The organism is Halovulum sp. GXIMD14794, from assembly GCF_054457455.1.
In genome coordinates, this window is sequence record NZ_JBTLNF010000004.1 from 1012714 (window position 1) to 1030924 (window position 18211).

Annotated in this window: 24 protein-coding genes; 9 read left to right on the top strand and 15 right to left on the bottom strand. The window is 65.2% G+C overall.

The features are described from left to right. The first annotated feature begins 72 nt into the window (after positions 1 to 72). The 6 genes from hemE to ACW9UR_RS11630 all read left to right on the top strand — a co-directional run bounded on the left by hemE (position 73) and on the right by ACW9UR_RS11630 (position 6287). Positions 73 to 1107: a uroporphyrinogen decarboxylase gene (gene hemE / locus ACW9UR_RS11605; protein WP_458917123.1), complete on the top strand. Its 1035-nt coding sequence runs from the start codon at positions 73 to 75 to the stop codon at positions 1105 to 1107. Positions 1108 to 1195: 88 nt separating this feature from the next. Beyond that, positions 1196 to 1918: a transglycosylase SLT domain-containing protein gene (locus ACW9UR_RS11610; RefSeq protein WP_458917124.1), complete on the top strand. Its 723-nt coding sequence runs from the start codon at positions 1196 to 1198 to the stop codon at positions 1916 to 1918. A gap of 1 nt (position 1919) precedes the next feature. Continuing rightward, entirely contained in the window at positions 1920 to 3992 is a 2073-nt protein-coding gene (gene flhA / locus ACW9UR_RS11615; protein WP_458917187.1) for a flagellar biosynthesis protein FlhA, read from the top strand. Then, on the top strand, positions 3992 to 4780 hold the full coding sequence (locus tag ACW9UR_RS11620; protein ID WP_458917125.1) for a flagellar biosynthetic protein FliR: 789 nt from the start codon (positions 3992 to 3994) through the stop codon (positions 4778 to 4780). Before flhA ends, ACW9UR_RS11620 begins: the two co-directional genes overlap by 1 nt. Then, a complete protein-coding gene (locus ACW9UR_RS11625) occupies positions 4777 to 5877 on the top strand; it encodes an EscU/YscU/HrcU family type III secretion system export apparatus switch protein (RefSeq protein ID WP_458917126.1) in 1101 nt (366 codons plus the stop codon). The genes ACW9UR_RS11620 and ACW9UR_RS11625 overlap by 4 nt, the downstream gene beginning before the upstream one ends. Continuing rightward, positions 5874 to 6287 (top strand): hypothetical protein, encoded by a 414-nt coding sequence (locus tag ACW9UR_RS11630; protein WP_458917127.1) that lies wholly within the window; start codon positions 5874 to 5876, stop codon positions 6285 to 6287. Before ACW9UR_RS11625 ends, ACW9UR_RS11630 begins: the two co-directional genes overlap by 4 nt. A gap of 6 nt (positions 6288 to 6293) precedes the next feature. Here ACW9UR_RS11630 and ACW9UR_RS11635 read toward each other — a convergent pair whose 3' ends face one another. From ACW9UR_RS11635 to ACW9UR_RS11675, 9 genes are all read right to left on the bottom strand, one after another. Beyond that, positions 6294 to 6773 carry a flagellar basal body-associated FliL family protein gene (locus tag ACW9UR_RS11635; RefSeq protein ID WP_458917128.1) on the bottom strand — a complete coding sequence of 160 codons (480 nt, stop codon included), beginning with the start codon at positions 6771 to 6773 and terminating at the stop codon, positions 6294 to 6296. A 12-nt stretch (positions 6774 to 6785) separates the two neighbouring features. Continuing rightward, positions 6786 to 7535 carry a flagellar basal body L-ring protein FlgH gene (gene flgH, locus ACW9UR_RS11640; RefSeq protein WP_458917129.1) on the bottom strand — a complete coding sequence of 250 codons (750 nt, stop codon included), beginning with the start codon at positions 7533 to 7535 and terminating at the stop codon, positions 6786 to 6788. After that, a complete protein-coding gene (gene flgA / locus ACW9UR_RS11645; protein ID WP_458917130.1) occupies positions 7532 to 7951 on the bottom strand; it encodes a flagellar basal body P-ring formation chaperone FlgA in 420 nt (139 codons plus the stop codon). The genes flgH and flgA overlap by 4 nt, the downstream gene beginning before the upstream one ends. 5 nt (positions 7952 to 7956) lie before the next feature. Then, on the bottom strand, positions 7957 to 8742 hold the full coding sequence (gene flgG / locus ACW9UR_RS11650) for a flagellar basal-body rod protein FlgG (protein WP_458917131.1): 786 nt from the start codon (positions 8740 to 8742) through the stop codon (positions 7957 to 7959). Between the two features lie 18 nt (positions 8743 to 8760). Then, positions 8761 to 9480: a flagellar hook-basal body complex protein gene (locus ACW9UR_RS11655; RefSeq protein ID WP_458917132.1), complete on the bottom strand. Its 720-nt coding sequence runs from the start codon at positions 9478 to 9480 to the stop codon at positions 8761 to 8763. A gap of 69 nt (positions 9481 to 9549) precedes the next feature. After that, positions 9550 to 9813 carry a flagellar biosynthetic protein FliQ gene (locus ACW9UR_RS11660; protein WP_458917133.1) on the bottom strand — a complete coding sequence of 88 codons (264 nt, stop codon included), beginning with the start codon at positions 9811 to 9813 and terminating at the stop codon, positions 9550 to 9552. A 2-nt stretch (positions 9814 to 9815) separates the two neighbouring features. Then, positions 9816 to 10121, bottom strand: coding sequence for a flagellar hook-basal body complex protein FliE (locus ACW9UR_RS11665; protein WP_458917134.1), 306 nt, complete (start codon positions 10119 to 10121; stop codon positions 9816 to 9818). 14 nt (positions 10122 to 10135) lie between these two features. Beyond that, positions 10136 to 10525 (bottom strand): flagellar basal body rod protein FlgC, encoded by a 390-nt coding sequence (gene flgC, locus ACW9UR_RS11670; RefSeq protein ID WP_458917135.1) that lies wholly within the window; start codon positions 10523 to 10525, stop codon positions 10136 to 10138. 12 nt (positions 10526 to 10537) lie between these two features. Further along, on the bottom strand, positions 10538 to 10924 hold the full coding sequence (locus tag ACW9UR_RS11675) for a FlgB family protein (RefSeq protein WP_458917136.1): 387 nt from the start codon (positions 10922 to 10924) through the stop codon (positions 10538 to 10540). Between the two features lie 84 nt (positions 10925 to 11008). Here ACW9UR_RS11675 and ACW9UR_RS11680 point away from each other — a divergent pair, with 84 nt between their 5' ends. Further along, positions 11009 to 12322 carry a FliI/YscN family ATPase gene (locus ACW9UR_RS11680; protein ID WP_458917137.1) on the top strand — a complete coding sequence of 438 codons (1314 nt, stop codon included), beginning with the start codon at positions 11009 to 11011 and terminating at the stop codon, positions 12320 to 12322. A gap of 80 nt (positions 12323 to 12402) precedes the next feature. Here the strand turns inward: ACW9UR_RS11680 and ACW9UR_RS11685 are convergent, their stop codons facing one another. The 6 genes from ACW9UR_RS11685 to ACW9UR_RS11710 all read right to left on the bottom strand — a co-directional run bounded on the left by ACW9UR_RS11685 (position 12403) and on the right by ACW9UR_RS11710 (position 16249). Next, positions 12403 to 13245 (bottom strand): DUF1217 domain-containing protein, encoded by an 843-nt coding sequence (locus ACW9UR_RS11685; RefSeq protein WP_458917138.1) that lies wholly within the window; start codon positions 13243 to 13245, stop codon positions 12403 to 12405. Next, complete coding sequence (locus tag ACW9UR_RS11690; protein ID WP_458917139.1) at positions 13245 to 13658, bottom strand: flagellar biosynthesis repressor FlbT; 414 nt, start codon at positions 13656 to 13658, stop codon at positions 13245 to 13247. The genes ACW9UR_RS11685 and ACW9UR_RS11690 overlap by 1 nt, the downstream gene beginning before the upstream one ends. Further along, positions 13655 to 14032, bottom strand: coding sequence for a flagellar biosynthesis regulator FlaF (flaF, locus tag ACW9UR_RS11695; protein WP_458917140.1), 378 nt, complete (start codon positions 14030 to 14032; stop codon positions 13655 to 13657). The genes ACW9UR_RS11690 and flaF overlap by 4 nt, the downstream gene beginning before the upstream one ends. 95 nt (positions 14033 to 14127) lie before the next feature. After that, positions 14128 to 15375 (bottom strand): flagellin N-terminal helical domain-containing protein, encoded by a 1248-nt coding sequence (locus ACW9UR_RS11700; RefSeq protein WP_458917141.1) that lies wholly within the window; start codon positions 15373 to 15375, stop codon positions 14128 to 14130. A 233-nt stretch (positions 15376 to 15608) separates the two neighbouring features. Beyond that, the gene (locus ACW9UR_RS11705) at positions 15609 to 15965 is read right to left on the bottom strand and encodes a hypothetical protein (protein ID WP_458917142.1); all 357 of its coding nucleotides are present in this window, start codon (positions 15963 to 15965) and stop codon (positions 15609 to 15611) included. Beyond that, the gene (locus ACW9UR_RS11710; RefSeq protein ID WP_458917143.1) at positions 15962 to 16249 is read right to left on the bottom strand and encodes a rod-binding protein; all 288 of its coding nucleotides are present in this window, start codon (positions 16247 to 16249) and stop codon (positions 15962 to 15964) included. Before ACW9UR_RS11710 ends, ACW9UR_RS11705 begins: the two co-directional genes overlap by 4 nt. A gap of 18 nt (positions 16250 to 16267) precedes the next feature. On the opposite strand from ACW9UR_RS11710, the gene ACW9UR_RS11715 reads away from it, so the two are divergent. Both ACW9UR_RS11715 and ACW9UR_RS11720 read left to right on the top strand, forming a co-directional pair. Continuing rightward, positions 16268 to 17521, top strand: coding sequence for a flagellar hook-length control protein FliK (locus ACW9UR_RS11715; RefSeq protein WP_458917144.1), 1254 nt, complete (start codon positions 16268 to 16270; stop codon positions 17519 to 17521). A 9-nt stretch (positions 17522 to 17530) separates the two neighbouring features. After that, positions 17531 to 18208, top strand: a complete 678-nt coding sequence (locus tag ACW9UR_RS11720) for a flagellar hook assembly protein FlgD (RefSeq protein WP_458917145.1) — start codon at positions 17531 to 17533, stop codon at positions 18206 to 18208. Positions 18209 to 18211: the final 3 nt, after the last annotated feature.

Here is an 18211-nt window from a genome sequence, read left to right on the forward strand (position 1 = left end):
GCTTTCCCTGCCCTCGCCACGCCGCTATGGTCCCTTCCAAACAAGCCCCCCCGATCAAGCCCCGAGGTCCGGATGCTCACCAACGCCAAAACGCTGATGCGCGCACTCGCGGGCGAAACCCTGCCCGTGCCCCCGGTGTGGATGATGCGCCAGGCGGGGCGCTACTTGCCCGAATACCGCGCGACGCGGGCGCAGGCGGGCAGTTTCCTGGACCTGTGCTACAACCCGGATCTCGCCGCCGAGGTAACGCTGCAGCCGATCCGCCGCTACGGGTTCGACGCGGCGATCCTGTTCGCCGATATCCTGCTGATCCCGCAGGCCCTGGGTGCCGATCTTTGGTTCGTCCAAGGAGAAGGACCGCGCCTGTCCACCATTACCTCAGCCGAGGATTTCAAGGCGCTGAAGCCCGCCGAGGCGATCCACGAGACGCTTTCGCCGGTCTATGAAACCGTCCGCATCCTGTCCCGCGCCCTGCCGCGCGAGACGGCGCTGATCGGCTTTGCTGGCGCACCGTGGACGGTGGCGACCTACATGATCGCCGGGCGCGGCACCAAGGACCAGGGCCCTGCGCGGCAGCTGATGTACTCGGACCCCGTGACGTTCGATGCGCTGATCGACCTGCTGACCGAGGCGACCGCGGACTACCTGATCGCCCAGATCGACGCGGGCGCCGAGGCGGTGAAACTCTTCGACAGCTGGTCTGGCGCGCTTCCCGGCCTGATGTTCGAACGCTACGCCACCCGTCCAGCACAGCGCATCGTCGAGCGCATCCGCGAGAAACACCCTCGCGTCCCGGTGATCGGCTTCCCCCGCCAGGCGGGCGAAAAGGTCGTGCCCTTCGTCAAGGCCACCGGGGTTTCCGCCTGCGCGATCGACACCAGCGTCGACCCTTACTGGGCCGCGCGCGAGCTGCAACCGCTGACCTGCGTGCAGGGCAACCTGGACCCGATGCTGCTGGTCACCGGCGGCGCCGCGCTGGAAACGGAAGTGAAACGAACCGCCGAGGCGCTGTCGGGCGGACCCTACATCTTCAACCTCGGGCACGGCATCACCCCCGAAGCGGATCCCGCCAATGTCGACGTGATGCTGCGCGCCCTGCGCGGCTGAACCGGGTTTCTTCGGCGGGCGCTTACGCTTTGGTAACGCCCGTGTCCTACCCCTGCGGATCAAGACCCCGTGGAGGAGGAGAATCCCCGTGCCCCGGATTATTGCCTTCCTGTCGGCCTGCCTGCTGTGGGCCGCCCCGGCCCTTGGCTCGGCCGATCTGTGTGACCAGGCGGGCGCCCGTGCCGCGCGCGATACCGGTGTGCCATACGCGGTGCTCCGCGCGATCTCGCTGACCGAGACCGGACGCAATCGCGACGGAAAGCTGCAACCCTGGCCCTGGACCGTCAACATGGAAGGCAAGGGCACCTGGTTCGACGACAACACCTCGGCGCTGGACTATGTGCGACAGCACCACGCTCGGGGGGCGCGCAGCTATGACGTCGGGTGCTTCCAGATCAACTATCGCTGGCACGGCAACGCCTTCGCCTCGGTCGAAGAGATGTTCGACCCCTACCGCAACGCTCTTTACGCCGCGGAATTCCTGAAGCGCCTCTATGCGGAAACCGGGTCCTGGGCGAAATCGGCCGGGGCCTATCACTCCCGCACACCGAAATACGCGACCAAGTACCAGGCCCGGTTCGAGCGTATCCTGGCGCGGCTTTCGGGCGAGGTACCCCCGCCGGTTCCGGCAACACCGGTAAAACCCAAACCGCAGACTGACCGGAACCGAACCGTCGCCGTCGCACAGCACTACCCGCGCGGGGCCAGTGTCGGACTGCCACGGTCCGCGCCGCGCGGCAGCCTGGCGGCGGTCCTGTCCCTACCCGAGGGCGCGCCGATCCTCGCCGCCCCGCGTGGCCCGCTTTACTGACATGAACCCCGCGCGCCTGTTCCAGCCCACGGTCCTGCTGTCGATCGCCCTGATGGCGGTGATCGTGATGATGATCCTGCCAATGCCCGCCATCGTGCTGGACCTCGGGCTTTCGGCCTCGTTCGGCCTCGCCATCCTGATCTTCACCGTGACTCTGTTCATCGAGCGGCCGCTGGACTTCTCGGCCTTCCCGATGATCCTGCTGTCCTCGCTTATGCTGCGCCTGTCGCTGAACGTCAGTTCGACCAAGCTGATCATCGGCAGCGGGCACAAGGGCACATCGGCCGCCGGCGGCGTGATCGAGGGGTTCGCCATGTTCATCATGGGCGGCTCTCTGTTCCTGGGGCTGGTGGTGTTCGGCGTTCTGCTGATCGTCAACTTCATCGTCATAACCAAGGGCGCGGGCCGCATGGCCGAGGTCGGCGCGCGCTTCGCCCTCGACGGGATGCCGGGCAAGCAGCTGGCGATCGACAGCGACCTCGCCTCGGGCGCGATCAGCCATGACGAGGCGCGCACCCGACGTGCTCGCGAGCAGGAGGAAACCACCTTCTTCGGCTCGCTCGACGGCGTGTCGAAATTCGTCAAGGGCGACGCGGTCGCCGGCCTGCTGATAACCCTGCTGAACCTCATCATGGGCCTTGCCATCGGGGTCTTCGCCCACGGCATGCCGCTGGGCCGCGCGTTCGAGACCTATGCGATTCTCACCGTCGGCGATGGTCTGGTCAGCCAGATCCCTGCCGTCATCATCTCGATCGCGACGGCGATCCTGCTCTCAAAAGGTGGCGCGGCAGGCTCGGCCGACCAGGCGATGCTGCGGCAACTGGGCGGCTATCCCACGGCGCTTTTCACCGTCGCCGGTCTGATGGCGCTGTTCGCGCTGATCCCCGGCCTGCCCCTTATGCCGTTCCTGATCGGCGCCGCCATCCTTGGCGCTGGGGGCGAAGCCGCGCGCCGCTTCACCAAGGCCGAAGCCGAGAAGGCCAGGAAACCCGAAGCGCTGCCCGCCGGGCCGCCGCAGAAGAAGCTCGGCGACATGCTGGATCTCGACGAAATTCACCTTCAGTTCGCGCCCGATCTGGTCAGCACGGTGATGGACCATGCGACGGGCCTCGACGCGCGGATCGTCAACATGCGCCATCATATCGCGCAGGAATTCGGCTTCGTCCTGCCCGAGATCCGGCTGACCGACGACACGACGCTTCCCTCGGGCACATACGCGATCCGGATCCAGGGGGTGGAGACCGCCCGCGGCTCGCTGGAGCGGGACCAAGTCCTGATGCTGACGGCAGACGCAAGCCCGCCCGAGCCTGCGGGTCGCGACGTAGCCGAACCGGTCTACGGCGCACCGGCCCGCTGGATCGCCCCGTCAGAGCAGGAAACCGCCTCGCTCGCCGGGTTCTCGGTTGTCACGCCGACCGAGGTGATCGCCACCCACCTGCTCGAAGTTCTGAAGCAGAACTTTGCCCGCCTCTTCACCCGCCGGACTCTGCGCCGCCTGCTGGACGAATTCGTCGCGCCTTCGGATGGCGCGCGCGCGACCGCAAACCGGCGGATCCTGGACGAATACGTCCCCGACAAGGTGCCGGTGGACCAGCTGCAGGCGGTCTTGCGGCTGCTGCTGGCCGAACAGGTCTCGATCCGCAACCTGCCGATCATCCTCGAGGCCATCGGCGAGATGAACCAGGCCACGAACAACGCCGAAGCGCTGTGCGAGCATGTCCGGCGGCGACTCGGCTTCCAGATCACCGCCGGCCTGCAGGAACCAGACGGCGCGCTTCCCCTGGTCCAGCTCGGCCCTAAGTGGGAAGAGCTGTTCGTCCAGCATCAGACCGAAGGACCGGGCGGCGCGCTCGACGTCGCGTTGCCCCCGATGGAGTTCAACCGCCTGGCCGAAGCGGTCGCGAACCGGATGGGCGACGCGGCCCGCTCCGGCCGCTACCCGGCGCTGGTCACATCAGGCCGCAGGCGCCGGTTCGTGCAGACCGTCCTATCCGCCAAGGGGATTCGCGCCCCAGTCCTCTCGTTCGAAGAGATCGGCACCGACCGCAAACCGACAATGCTCGGGGTCGCCTGATGTTCGATCTGCTCCAGGCCCTGCAGGCGGAACTGGAGTCGCACCTGCTGGCTGCGGTACTGGTGTTCCTGCGCATCGGCGCGGTCGTCGGGCTGATGCCGGGTTTCGGTGAAAGCTACCTGTCGATGCGCGTGAAACTGGCCGCCTCGCTGGCGCTGACGGTGATCGTGACGCCGGCGCTGGATACCACCGGCATCCCGGCGACCGTTTCGATCCCGAGGTTTGCAATGTTCGCCATCACCGAAACCGCGATCGGCGTACTGATCGGCCTTGCCGCGCGAATGATGCTGCACGCGATCCAGTTGGCAGGCAGCATCGCCGGGCAGTCGACGGCCCTGGCGCAGGTCGCCGGTCCCGGAGTCGCACCGGACCCCTTGCCGGCGATGGGCAACGGATTGACGATGGCCGGGATTGCACTGGCGATGGTCACAGGGCTGCCGATCAAGATCGTGGCCGGCGTCATCGCAAGCTACGCCACTCTTGGCATCGGCGCTGCGCTGCCCGGCGCGGGCGTTGCGGAATGGGGCCTCGGCCACGCCTCCGCCGCCTTCTCGCTGGGGTTCACGCTGGCCGCGCCATTCGTGGTCGCGGCGCTGCTCTACAACCTAGCACTCGGGGCAATCAACCGCGCCATGCCGCAACTGATGGTCGCCTTCATCGGCGCCCCACTCATCACCGGGGCGACGCTTGCGTTGTTCCTGATCGCCGCGCCGGTGATGCTGGGCGTCTGGAACGGCCGCCTCGACGAAGTGCTGGCAGACCCGTTTCTCACGGGCATTGGCAGGTGAGCAGCGGCCAGGAGCAAAGCGGCGAGAAGACCCACGAGCCATCCGAAAAGCGACTCGAGGACGCTCGACGCCGGGGCGACATTCCCCGCTCGGACGAGGTGACGGTCGCCGGTGTCTACCTCGGTCTACTGCTGGGCACGATTGTCGGCGGGGCCGCGACCTGGTCGGTCGGCGGTACCGCGCTGGCAACCTTTCTCGGCCGAGCCGATCAGCTGAGCGGTGCCGTGCTGGCCCCAGGCGGGGGCAGCGTCCTGCTGGGCGGGCTTGGCGCGGTTCTCGCGGTCGCGGCGCCGCTGTTCCTGCTGCCCGCGCTCGGAGCAATCGCCGGTCTCATGGCCCAGCGCGCAATCGTATTCGCGCCCGAGAAGTTACTTCCCAAGCTCTCGCGCCTGTCCCCCTTGTCAGCATTGAAGAACCGGTTCGGGCCCACAGGACTGATGGAGTTCCTCAAGCGGCTGGTAAAGATGTCGGCCGTGACCGTTCTGGTCAGCGTCATACTGTCCGCCGAACTGGACGCCGTAATCGGATCGGTCCGGGGGGCACCCGCGAGTGTCGTGGCGCTGATGCTCAGCCTCGTCCAGAAGCTGCTCGTCGGCGTCGCGATCCTGTCTGTGGCAATCGCCGGCATCGACCTGGCCTGGGTCCGCTTCGATCATCGGCGCAAGTTGAAGATGACGCTTCAGGAACTTCGGGACGAAAGCAAGGAATCCGAGGGCGATCCGATGCTCAAAGCCAAGCGGCGGCAGCGCGCGACCGAGATCGCCACGAACCGGATGCTGTCGGATGTGCCCCGCGCCGACGTCGTGCTGGTCAACCCGACGCACTATGCCGTCGCCCTTGCCTGGAGCCGCAAGCGCGGATCCGCACCTCGTTGCGTGGCCAAGGGCACCGACCAGATCGCGCTGCGGATCCGCGAGATCGCCAGCGAATCCGGCGTTCCGATCCAGCACGACCCGCCGACGGCGCGCACGCTTCATGCCACGGTCGAGATCGGTGACGAGATCCCGCCCGAGCTTTATCGCGCCGTCGCGGCGGCGATCCGCTTCGCAGAGGACATGCGCCGAAGGATGCGCGAACGGACCGGAGGCCAGCCATGACCCCGATACAATTGGCGCGGCTACGCAAACTGGCCGCTATCCGGCGGCAGCGCGCCGAAGCCGATCTTGCGACCAGCCTTACCCGACAGCGCGCGCTGGCGGACCAGCTGGCAGAACTCGACCGACCACCTGAAACCGACCTGCCCGAACAGGGGGCGGCAGACGTGTCCGCGTTCCTCTCGGCCGGGCTGCGGGAAACCTGGCGCGGTCGGAAGCGCAGCGAACTATCCAGAACGCTTCAACAAGTGAAAGGCGCGCTGCCCGACCGGAAACAGGAGCTCTCGGTGGCCCTGGGGCAGGAAAGCGCCTTGGCCGAACTTGACGCCGATCAGGCGCGCGCGGCGCAAAAAGCCGCTCAACGACGAGAGGACGACGCACCGCCAGCGCATCGCCCTCGTCCCTGGGATTAATCTTGGCTAGAGGTCCTGCCGCACGATCTCGGTGATCAGCACATCCCGAAAACCCTTGCCGAGGATCGGCTTCGCGGTCTCGACAAGGCGGCCTTTCAGATCGGCCATTGCGGACCGCGAGGTGAACGCCCCGTCGAACCCCCCAGAATGGGCATGCACGAACAGCACGTTCAGGAACGCGTCTCGCAGCTTGGGTTCGCGGGCGTAGGCTTTTTCGCCCTCACCTTCGGCCATTTCGACCGAGAGCGTGGCGACGACCAGCGCCTGGACCCTGTCGTCCTTGACGATCGGCACGACGAACTGCCGGCCGAAATCCGCGAATTCGGTCGGCGCGCTCAGATCCGGTTCGTCCTCTTTCTCCGACACGGCGCAATCGTCCTCATGCGCGGCATCGCACTCGGCAGCGCCGGGTTTCAGGACGAGCCCGGCAGCGACACCGCCGCCAAGGCCGATCAGGATCAGAACCAGTGGAATCAGCTTCTTCATCACCCGCCCCGCTCAGTAGGGCAGCACGATGTCGAGCACCTGCTGACCATAGCGCGGCTGCTGCACGTCGGTGATCTGGCCACGACCACCATAGGCGATACGCGCACCGGCGATCTTGTCATAGGTGATCGTGTTCTGACGCGAAATGTCCTCGGGCCGGACGATCCCGGCGACCTGCAGATCACGCAACTCGAAATTCACCCGGACCTCCTGGCTGCCCTGAATCACCATGTGGCCGTTGGGCAGGACGTCGACCACAGTGGCCGCGATGCGAAGCGTGATTTCCTCGCGGCGCTGGACCTCGCCCTCACCCGAGGACGACGACGCCGAGTTCAGGTCGGCAAGGTTGGCCGAACTCGACCCGCTTGGCAGCACCCTGTCGATGATCTGCGGCACACCGGCCAGATGAGCCGCCCCAAGACTGTCCGACCCCGCCCTTGACCGGGAGGACGAGTTGCGGATTGCCGCCTCGTCGTCGATCTCGATCAGCACGGTCATGATGTCGCCGCGACGGCTGGCCCGGCGGTCGCCGAACAGCGATGTCGGCCCGGAATGCCAGAGCGAGGCGCGTTGCTGACCGATGCGTGCCTCGACCGGCGGGGCCGCGGCAATCGCCGCCCGCGCCTGGGTCACGCCCATGGTGGCAGGGCGAACCGGCTCCCCGACGGGCGAGAACGACGGCTCCTTGCCGACATTCTCAAGCCTGTCGCAAGCGCCCAGTGCAAGCATTGCCAGCACGCCGAGCATGGATACGCATTTCATCTTCCGACCTCCACAAGTCCCGGTCCGGCCGCGCGGCCGGTGACCACGGCGCGCGATCCAAGGTTCATGACCCGCACCCCCTTTCCCACCGACGCCCGGTCGAGCGCTCGGCCATCCGTCTCGATCACCAGCGCACCAGATCTGTAGCGCAGGGTGACGACCTCGTTGCGCTCGATCACCGCCGCCGGTCCCAAGTCGCCCATGCGCACGGGCCGGCCAGGATAGAGGGTGACGCGGGTCTCAAGCCCCACGACCTCGTCTATGGCACGATGCGCGCCCGCCACTTCGCCGTCCTGCAGGCTGACATCCTGCGCGCCGACGATGGTCTGCGCGGGGATCGTCCGGTTGACGACCAGAACCTGCCCCTCCAGCGGCGCCGGAGCGGTCAGGGCCAGAAGAAACAGGGCGGCGCGCATGTTCATCACCGGATCTGGGTCGTCGCGCCCAGCATCTGGTCGGCGGCGGTGATGACCTTGGCGTTCAGCTCATATCCGCGCTGCGCAGAAATCAGGTCGCTGATCTCACGCACAGCATCGACCGATGACGCCTCCAGGTAACCCTGTCGTAGCGTGCCGCGACCATCCTCGCCGGGCGCGCCGATCAATGGCTGCCCTGAAGCAGGCGTCTCCAGGTAAAGATTGTCGCCGATCGCCTCGAGCCCCTTCTGGTTCACGAAGCTGGCCAGTTCCAGCGTGCCCAGCAGCTGCGGTTCGACCTCGTCGCTGAAGCTGGCGTAGACCTCGCCGTCGGGGTTGATCGTCACCGCGCGGGCGTCTTCGGGAATGGTGATCGGCGGGATCGTCTCGTAGCCGGACGAGGTCACGATCACCCCCTCGCCGGAGCGTTTCAGCGCGCCATCGCGCGTATAGGCCGAGGCGCCGTTCGGCAGCGCGACCTCCAGGTAGCCGTCCCCCTCGATCGCCAGATCGAGCTCACCGCCCGTGGCCTGAAGCGCGCCCTGACCGATGTCCATCGACACCGCGGCGACACGAACGCCCAGTCCCAGTTGCACACCGGTCGGAAGCGTTGTGCCGTCCGCCGCGTTGATCGTGCCCGCAGCAGCGACCTGCTGGTAGTGCAGATCCGCGAAATCGGCCCGCCGCGCGTTGTAGGCGGTGGTGCTCATGTTCGCGAGGTTGTTCGAAATGATCTCGACCCGCATCTGCTGCGCGTCCATGCCGGTTGCGGCGATGTCCAAAGCTCTCATTCCTGGTCTCCTTCAGCGTCAGCGGGCCGCCAGAGTGTCGATCACCTGGCGGATCCGTTCATCTTCCTTGTCCATCAGGCGCTGGCCGGCCTCATAGGCGCGCTGCACCTCGATCATGCGCGACATCTCGGCCACCGCATTGACGTTCGAGCCTTCCAGAAAACCCTGCCGGATCGCGCCATCTTCGGCTGGGCGGGGATCGACCGCGCTGCGGAACAGCACGCCATCCTCGCGGCTGAGCGCAGTCGGATCGTCGACGACGAAAAGCCCGATACGCGCAAGGGGCTGCCCGTCGGCACTGACCGACCCATCGCCGGCGACCGCGATGTTGATCGCATCGGGCGGCACGAAGATTGGCGCGCCGCCCTCATCCAGAAGCCGCCGCCCAGCCATGTCGACCAGCTCGCCCCCTTCGTTGGGTGTGAAGGCCCCAGCACGCGTCAGCCGCGGGCCGTCAATGGTCTCCACCATGAAGAAACCCGGTCCATCGATCGCCAGGTCGAACTGGCCCCCGGTTGCAGCCATCGCGCCCTGCCCCATGCCGGTAATCCGTGCATGGGCATCCGTCATCGCGACGGACCCGCCCTCGGCCTCCAGCGCCTGGACCATCTCGGCGAACACCACGCCCTCGCGGCGATAACCCGTCGTGGACATGTTCGCGATGTTGTGCGCCACCGCCTGAAGTTCGTTCGCCAGCCCGTTCTGCCGGGAGAGCGTCACGTAGACCGATGTATCCATGTTCCTGCGCCTCGCATTCTGCCGGGCCTTGCCCCATCTAACGGGGCGGGGGTTAAGAAAAGCCTTCGCTCACTGAGCGATTCGCCCGACGATCACATCCGTGTAGAAACCGATCAGCATCCGTCCCGAGTAGGCCATGGTCACCCAGAAGGTGACGGCGATGGCGGCGAGCTTCGGTACGAAGGTCAATGTCATCTCCTGGACCGAGGTCAGCGCCTGGAACAGGCCGATCAGAAGGCCCGACACCAGCGCGACGGTCAGAACCGGCGCCGAGACCGCCACGGTCACCCACAGCGCCTGACGCAACACGTCCAGAAGCTCCGCCTCGGTCATCGCTAGACCGGCATCCGCAGGATTTCCTGGTAGGCCTCGACGACCTTGTCGCGCACCGCGACAGCGGCCTGCACCGCGATCTCGGTTGCGGCCAGCGCCTCGACCACCGCCTGTGGATCAGCCCGTCCGGTCAAGCCGGCAGCAACCGTATCCTCCGCCTCGCCCATCGCCTGGACAAACTCGCCGGCGAGCGCACCGAACGAGACATCGCCCTCGCTCCCGGTCTGGGCCACCGGTTCGGCCGGGCGGGTTGCAGGAAAGGCGCTGGCATAGGCGCGCGCGGCCGCGGTGGCGGAAAAATCAGTCATGGTGTCACCTGTGCTTATCGGCGAAGCAGATCGAGCACCGAGCTCGTCATCTTGCGGGCCTGATCGAACATCCGAAGATTCGCCTGGTAGCTGCGCTGCGCCTCGCGGGCGTCGGCCAGTTCGACCATCAGCTTCACGTTGGAGCCTTCGTACATCCCGTCATCCCCGGCCAGCGGGTGGTCGGGGTTGTGGATCCGCTCCAACTCGGACCGGTCAAGATCCACGCGGCCCGCGCGCACGCCCCCCGTCCCCTGCCCGAGGGCAATCTTCTCGAACGGGACCAGCTTGCGGCGATAGCCGGGCGTATCGGCGTTGGCGATGTTCTCGGAGACCACACGCAGCCGCGCGCCCTGCGCCGCCATGCCGCTGGCCGAAGAAGCCATAATCTTGATCAGATCACTCATGCCGGGTCCCCCTTACCGCCGCCCGATGCTCATCGAGAGGATGTCGTAGGACTTGCGCATCACGCCCATCGCTAATTCATGCGATTGCTGGGCCGCGACCCCGCGCATCATCTGGTCCTCGATCGAGACATCGTTGCCGTTTGGCGATTCGGCCCCGAAGGCAGTGTTGGCTTCGACGCGATAGCGCGCTGCCGCCCCGTCCTCGGCCACGTGACCGGCGCGCGTGGCGCGCAAGCCAAGCTGCTGCTCGCCCATGGCCTCGTCGAAGGACGCGATATCCTGCGCCCTGTAGCCCGGAGTATCGGCGTTGGCGACGTTCCGGGCGATCACCGACTGACGCGCCGCGGAATGATCCGCCAGTCCCCGGGCAAGGCTCAAAAGGTTCAGATTCAGGTTCATGTCGGGCTTCTCCCTAACAGTCAGCAACTCCTCCTTAAGAGCCGATGGTTGACAAAGCGTTGTGATCAGAAGGGACCGACACAAATGACGACGGACTTCAGAACAATCTGCCAGACCATCCGGGAGACACCGCTTTCGCGCAGGCACGGGCGGATCGCGGCCGTCCGACCCGGTTCCATAGACGTGACCGGACTGGGGGTGGGTGCGCGTGCCGGTGACCGGATCGATCTGCCCTGCGGCACACCACTCGGCGAGATCATCGCCCTCGACACGGAACGCGCACTTGTCATGACCTACGCGGACTGCGCTGGCCTTTCCGCCAGGCGCGAGGTGGTCTTAAGACCGGACAGCGGCTTCAGACCGGACAGCGGCTGGCAGGGCCGCATCGTGGATGCGTTCGGCGAACCACTCGACGGGCGCCCCCTGGCACGCGGTCAAGATCCTCGGCCCTTACGCGCCGCGCCGCCCCCGGCAGCTGTTCGGCGCGGCTTGGGCGCGCGGATTCGAACCGGGGTTGCGGCAATCGACACGATGTTGCCGCTGGTACGCGGCCAGCGAATCGGCATCTTCGCGGGCTCGGGCGTGGGGAAATCCACACTGCTTGCGAGCATTGCACGCGAGGCCGAGGCCGACCGGATCGTGATCGGCCTCGTCGGAGAGCGGGGGCGCGAGCTGCGACACTTTGCCGACAACGTTCTGGGGCCGGAGGGGCTGCAAAGGTCGGTCGTGATGGCAGCGACTTCGGACCAATCCCCATTGCTGAAGCGCCGGGCCGCCTGGGCCACCATGGCTGTCGCCGAATACTTCCGTGACCGGGGCGAACACGTGCTTCTGATCCTGGATTCGCTCACACGGATGGCCGAGGCTCACCGCGACGTCGCCCTGACCGCAGGGGAACCGGCGAGCCTTCGCGCTTTCCCGCCCTCGACCGGCGGCCTGATCGCAGCGCTTTGTGAAAGGGCGGGCCCCGGCGCCGGCACACAAGGGGATATTACGGCAGTCTTCTCGGTCCTGGTCGCCGGGTCGGACATGGAGGAACCGGTCGCCGACATGGCACGTGGAGTGCTGGACGGCCACATCGTGCTCGACCGGGAGATTGCGGAACGTGGCCGGTTCCCTGCGATCGACGTCCGGCGTTCTGTCTCGCGCAGTCTGCCTGAAGCGGCGGACCCGGAGGAGACCCGCATGATCTCCCTGGCGCGAGAGGTCCTGGGAACCTACGAAACAGCGGCACCCATGGTGCAGGCGGGCCTCTATGTGCGCGGTTCGGATCCGGATATCGACGCGGCCTTGCGGATCTGGCCGCGGCTTGATGCGCTCTTTGGAAGCACCGGCGTCGAGACGGCAACAGCGTCCTTTGCCGAGCTGGCCAAGGCGCTCGACATCGGATCAAGCTAACCGCCGAGGTCATCGGCGCATGCTCCCCAGCCGGTCTTTTGCGCCCTCGACCAGCGGGGTTTCCAACGATAGACGCAGCCTCAGCCTTGGCTGATCGTCGACAGGATCAGGTTGGTCACGCCCCCGCCAGAGGATTGCAACAGGGTAAGCGCACCGATGCCCGGTGTTCCGGCAGTCGGCCCCTGCTCGGCTTGCCGCCGCGCGAGGAAACGGTTGATCATGGTTTCCACGGCCTCCGGGTCCTCGAACACCGCGGGGGATCTCGATCCGAACAACTGGTTAGCCTTGTCCTCAAGTGTTTCGCGTTGGCGATCGACATCAAGACCCGAGAACTGGGCCGGCAATCCGAAGGCCGCCTCGACCACCGTCCGCAGCGGCTGGCTTCCCATCAGCTGGTACCATTGCGTTCCGCCCGTTCCCTGTTTGGCAGCGGCGGCAAGGTCCCCAATCTCGCGCTGGAAGGTCAGTGCCAAACGCATGGGTTCGTCTACATTTCCGACCGAAATCTCGAACTGCTGCTGCTTGTAGCTGTTGACGATTTCCTTACCGAAGCCGGCATTCGCCACCTGAGGACCGCCGGAATCACCGAAACCGAAGGCCCTCGAGAACGCTGCATATCGCGGATCGACGAACTTGTTCGCCAGGGCCTCGCTGTCCTCGGTTCCTTCGCCCAGTATCTTCTGCAGGAATGCTGTCTTGCCGATTTCGTCGCCCAGCCCGAACGCACCGAGGGCAACCGCAAGTAGCCGCCGATCCTGCACCAGTTCCTCGGCGCTGGTGACCGCAGAAATGTTCTCGAGGAAGTACTCCGTCTCGCGCGCCATCTGGGGACTCTGCTCGAAACTTTGCATCTGCGCAGCCTGAGTGCGCCCGAGAAAGCTCCAACCGGCAATGCCGGACAGCGGAATGACAGGCTGGTACATTACGCGCTCCCGCCGGGCATGGACGACAACAGCGCCTGTTCTCGTGGCAAAAGCGCCTTCAATGCCTTGAGAGCAGGATAGAACCGCAGCGCCTGCACCGATTCTGCGGCAAGCTGAAGCTGCGCCGTGCTTTCAGGATCGCAGAAGACAAAACGCAATTGCTCGATCCCGCGCAGCGCCTGCTCCTGGCCTGCCTTCGGTTCCGCCTCGCCCGCAAGGACCATCTGCACGACATAACAGACCCGCGTCACCGGTGTCTTGACGTCGCGCGGGTGGATTGCGTCGCGCAACCTGAGGACATTCGCGTCACGGCTGATCACGTTGAGACGGGCGCGGCGGTCGCCGTTCTCCATCACCACCCCGTTGATCATGACACGCTCGCGCGGGCCAAGCTTCAGGACTAGGCCGGTCATTCCCGAACTCCCGCTGCGGGGCGCAGCCCGCGCATGATCGCCGTATTGATTTCGACGAGGATTTCGGCCGAAGCGCCTTCGTTCAGGACCTTGGCGGAATGGGTTCGTGTGAATTCGGACAGGTAGAAGATCTGCGCGCGAAGCTCGGGCGTCAACGCGTTCTCCGCGCCCGCCACGTCTGCCGCCAACGTTATCCACAGCCGTTGATTGAGGAACACCGCCTCGGCCAGCTGCGGAAACGCCGTTGGCTTCCCCGAATGCTCGGTGATCCGACGGGTGACGTTCGCAAAGGCCCGGTATTCGGTTTCCCGCGGTAGTGGCGCGATGGCGGAGGTAACGGCATAGGCGTCGCGGGCCAGGGTAGAGGTATTCATCGGTCGCCATCCTTTCTGGAGTCGGCACTGACCCGGCTGTCATCTGCCGGGCGAGATGGCCGGGGGCAGGCTTTATACCCGCCCCCGAACTGCGGTTACCGGAACAGCGACAGGATGTTCTGCGGCGCCTGGTTGGCGATCGACAGCGACTGGATCCCAAGCTGCTGCTGAACCTGCAGCGCCTGGAGCCTCGCCGAAGCCTCTTCCATGTTGGCATCGACGAGCGCGCCGATCCCCGACTTCAACGAGTCGCTCAGCTGCCCGATGAAATCCGACTGGATCTCGATCCGGCCCTGGACCGAACCGAACTGCGCGGCCGCGTCCACCGCGGTCTGGATCAGCGATTCGATGTCCGTCAGCGCCTGCGCGGCCCCCTCGTCGGTGGTGACATCCATCGAGCCCAGCGCCAGCAGGCCGCCATCTTGGGTTCCGCCCAGCGCTTCCGCGATGTTGACGGTCACGGTGTCTGCCGCGGCCGCACCGCCAGCCACGCCAATCGTGATCGTACCGGCGGTCGTGTCCGAGGCAACGGTGACCTCGCTTGCGCCCTGGTCGGTCAGGAACGTCTGGATCTGGCCCGCGAGGTTCGTCACGACATCTGCCGCGGTGTCACCCTCGACCGCAACGTATTCGAACTCCTGCAAGTCCGTCCCGATATCCGCCGCAGCTGCCCCCTGGAGCGTGATCCGATAGCTGGCGCCATCCGCGACACCCGCGTCGGTGATCGTCACCACGGCGTTCGCGGCGGCGTTGCCCGCCAGCGCCCCGCCCACGTTCGCGTCCCCGGTCAGCAGATCGCCGGCGTTTGCGACCGCATCGGCGCCGAAGGCCCCTGCTGCCGTGGTCAGGTCCTGACGGGCGACGGTAATGCTGGACTGCGAAACGGAACCGTCAGTACTACGGTCGAGCGAGGACAGCACCGAAACGCTTTCGGTACCCGAGAGAAGGTTCAGACCGTTGAACTGCGCTGCGCCGGTGATCGAGACGATCTGGTCGCGCAGCGCGTTGATGTCGTCCTGAATCTTATCACGAGCGACGTTCTCCTCCTGCGCAGAGACGACTTTTCCCTTCACCTCGTTCAGCAGATCGGAAATCTGTTCCGCGGCATTCCTAGCCACGGCGACCGTCGAACTGCCAAGCGCCAAGGATTCCGAGATCGCCTCGAATCCCGCGACATCCGAACGCATGACGGTCGAAATAGCCCAGATCGCCGAGTTGTCCTTGGCCGAGGAGATGCTCATCCCGGTCGAAATCTCGTTCTGGGTCGTCGCCATGTTCTTGTTGATGGAGTTCAGGGTCTGCAGCGCAACCATCGCGCCGTTGTTGGTCAGAATGCTGGACATGTTCTTTCCTCAGTGAGCTGGGACGCATTCGGCGCCCGCTTGAAAGGGCGGCCTCCGAGAGACCGGTCCGCCATTCTGGCGCCTGCGAAGCCCAGTTCTGAACTGGCCACCGCGCCGACCGCTTGTGGTCGCAGGTCGATATCACCGCGATTCTCATAACGGGCAGTTAATCGCGAGAACGCCACAACCCACTGTTATTTATGATTTTAGATAAACAAATCCTGACCGGGAGATCAGGCCGTGCGCCCCTTTGAACAATCGGGCGAAGCCAGGTCGCGGCGCTGACCCCGGCCGGTATAGGTCGACAGGTGCTCGCGCGCGGCGCGAAGTTTTTCGTTGAGTTGGGACGCCGTCGCGAGCCCCCGCCGCGCAGCATCTGCGAGTCTGCAATTGTGCTGTGCACTTGCATCGATCCGGCGCAATATCACGTCGTCGACGCCGGCGGGATCAAAGGTTTCCAGTTCCCGCTCTATCTGGCGCCCTATCGCTTCGGCCAGCCGATAATCAGCGCCACGAAGCGCCCGCTTCGACTGTTCGAGCAGCGAAAGGACCCGCTGCCCGGAATCGCGCTTCAGAACCGACCCGATCATTGCGCCTCATCTCCTTGAACCAACGCCTCGAAGATATGGTCCGCAAGGCCGATACCGCCGGCGCGGGTCAGTTCCTCGGCATACGCATCCGCGAGGAAACCCGAGAACGCATCCTCGCCGGCACCACCGCCGCCGGATTCGGGGGGCCGAGCCACACCAGCATGACGCAACATCTCTGCCAGAAAACTCTGCTCGAGCGCGCTGGCCGACGCCCTCAGTGCCTCGTGCCGCGTCGTATTGGCCGTCTTCGGCGCCATGGCCTGTAAAGAGAAGTGATCCGACATCCTATTTTCCCATACGTGATGTCGGTCAATCTGATCGCCGGCGGTAAAGATTCGGTAACTCTCGAGGGTCAGTGTCGCGCCATGACAGAGATCCCCGACCTGATTCGCTTCTTTGGTGCTTCCGGTACTCGGCAGGTGGAACCCGACCCGGCCGCGTCGGGAGACGACACCGATACCGGCACCCCCGCTTCGTTCCAGCTGGAACTCCTGAAGGATGATAGTGTCGCGATCCTACCGCCGGCGGATCTGGCGACGCCAGCGGGCATTCCGTTTTCTGCGCCGTCTTGGCACACCTCTGAGACTGAACACTTCGTGTTTCCCAAAGGTAAGCCGCATGCGGACGACACCATGCCCGAGGCGCTCCCAGGCAACGCTTCCGCGCTCGTGCCCCATCACGATGAACAACAAGCCCAGCCACTCTCCTTGCCTGCCCAGCCGGATGGTTTGAACCTGCGGTCGGTCGGTGAAATCAAGGTTCCGGCTCGTCCGCCTAGCGGCGAGATCCCTGTACCGAAGCCCAATACACCTGCGGCGGAAGCAGAAGGCTCCGCACCGCGACGCAAGACTGCAGTGGATACCGGTATGGATACAGTTTTGACTTCCGACGACAAGAAAGCATTGGAGCGCGAGAACGCAGTGGAGAGGATCGTATCATCCTCACCCGAACCTCGTGCAGGTCAAACCGGGCCGGCCTTTGCCGCCCCTGCGCCAACTATTCCCAAGGCTCTCGCGCCAGCAGGTCTGTCCCTCGCTGATCCGGTACTCGTATTGCAGGCAGAACCCGAGTCTGTTGCGGCGGCTGAGGGCGTCCCGGACCTCAGGAACCCCGGCACCGGTAACAGCGCGAGCACGGTGCCGATCGCATCGACTACGACCTCGCCGAGCGGCCACCGTACCCCCGACATGATCGCGCAGATCGCCAGTCGCCTGACCGAGACCGGCACGAAGGAACTGACAATCCGGCTGGATCCACCAGAGCTTGGATCGGTTCGGATCGTGCTGTCGGGGTCGGATGGAAGTCTCAGTGCCTCCATTATCGTGGACCGTGTGGAAGTCGACCAGTTTTTGCGCCGTCACGCCGATGAGCTTGAGTCCGCACTCGCCGAAGCTGGATACGGCTCGGTCGATCTCGAGTTCAGCGACAACCCGCCGGACCAGGAAAAGCCCTTGGAGTTCGATCCTTCCCAAGGCTTGGAAACGATCGGTACTGCTCCTGACAAGACAGCAGTTTACGCCGCCACTCCTGTCAGTGGGCTGGATATCCGTCTTTAGGAGAGAGCCATGCAAGCCTCCGATGTCACCGCCACACAATCGGTCGCCACGACCGTGGGCACCCAGACCGTTCCGGAAGAGCGCAAAGACATTTCGGCTGATTTCGATACGTTTTTGTCCCTCCTGACCGCTCAGCTTCGCAGTCAGGATCCGCTCAACCCGGTCAATTCGACAGATTTCATCGCTCAGCTTGCGAGTTTCTCGGCTGTCGAGCAGCAGACCCGGACCAACGAGCTTCTATCGGAGTTCATCTCGCGCGTTGACGGACAGGATAGCGCTGTAAACCTCGTGTCCTTGATCGGTCAGGAAGTGGCGGTTGCGGGACCAGCGCGTTTCGACGGAGAGACCCCGATTTCGCTGTACCTTCCGACGTCCGATGGTGCCCGGTCCGCAACTCTTAGCATCGAAGACGATTTCGGAACCACGGTCGCTGAGTTCGCCGTGAATCCCGACGCCTCTACCCATGAATGGGACGGGCGGACAAGCACCGGAGAGACCGCACCGGCCGGGGACTATCACGGAAAGGTCAGCTATTATGCGGACGGAACCGAACCCACAGCGGTAGCAGCCGGGGCGTTTGCCACTGTTCACGAGGTCCGCGTCGAAGGCGATGGCCCCAGGCTTCTGGTAGACGGAGGACGAAGCGTTGTCCCCGAGGCGATCTTCGCCGTCAGGAACGGTACATAGCCG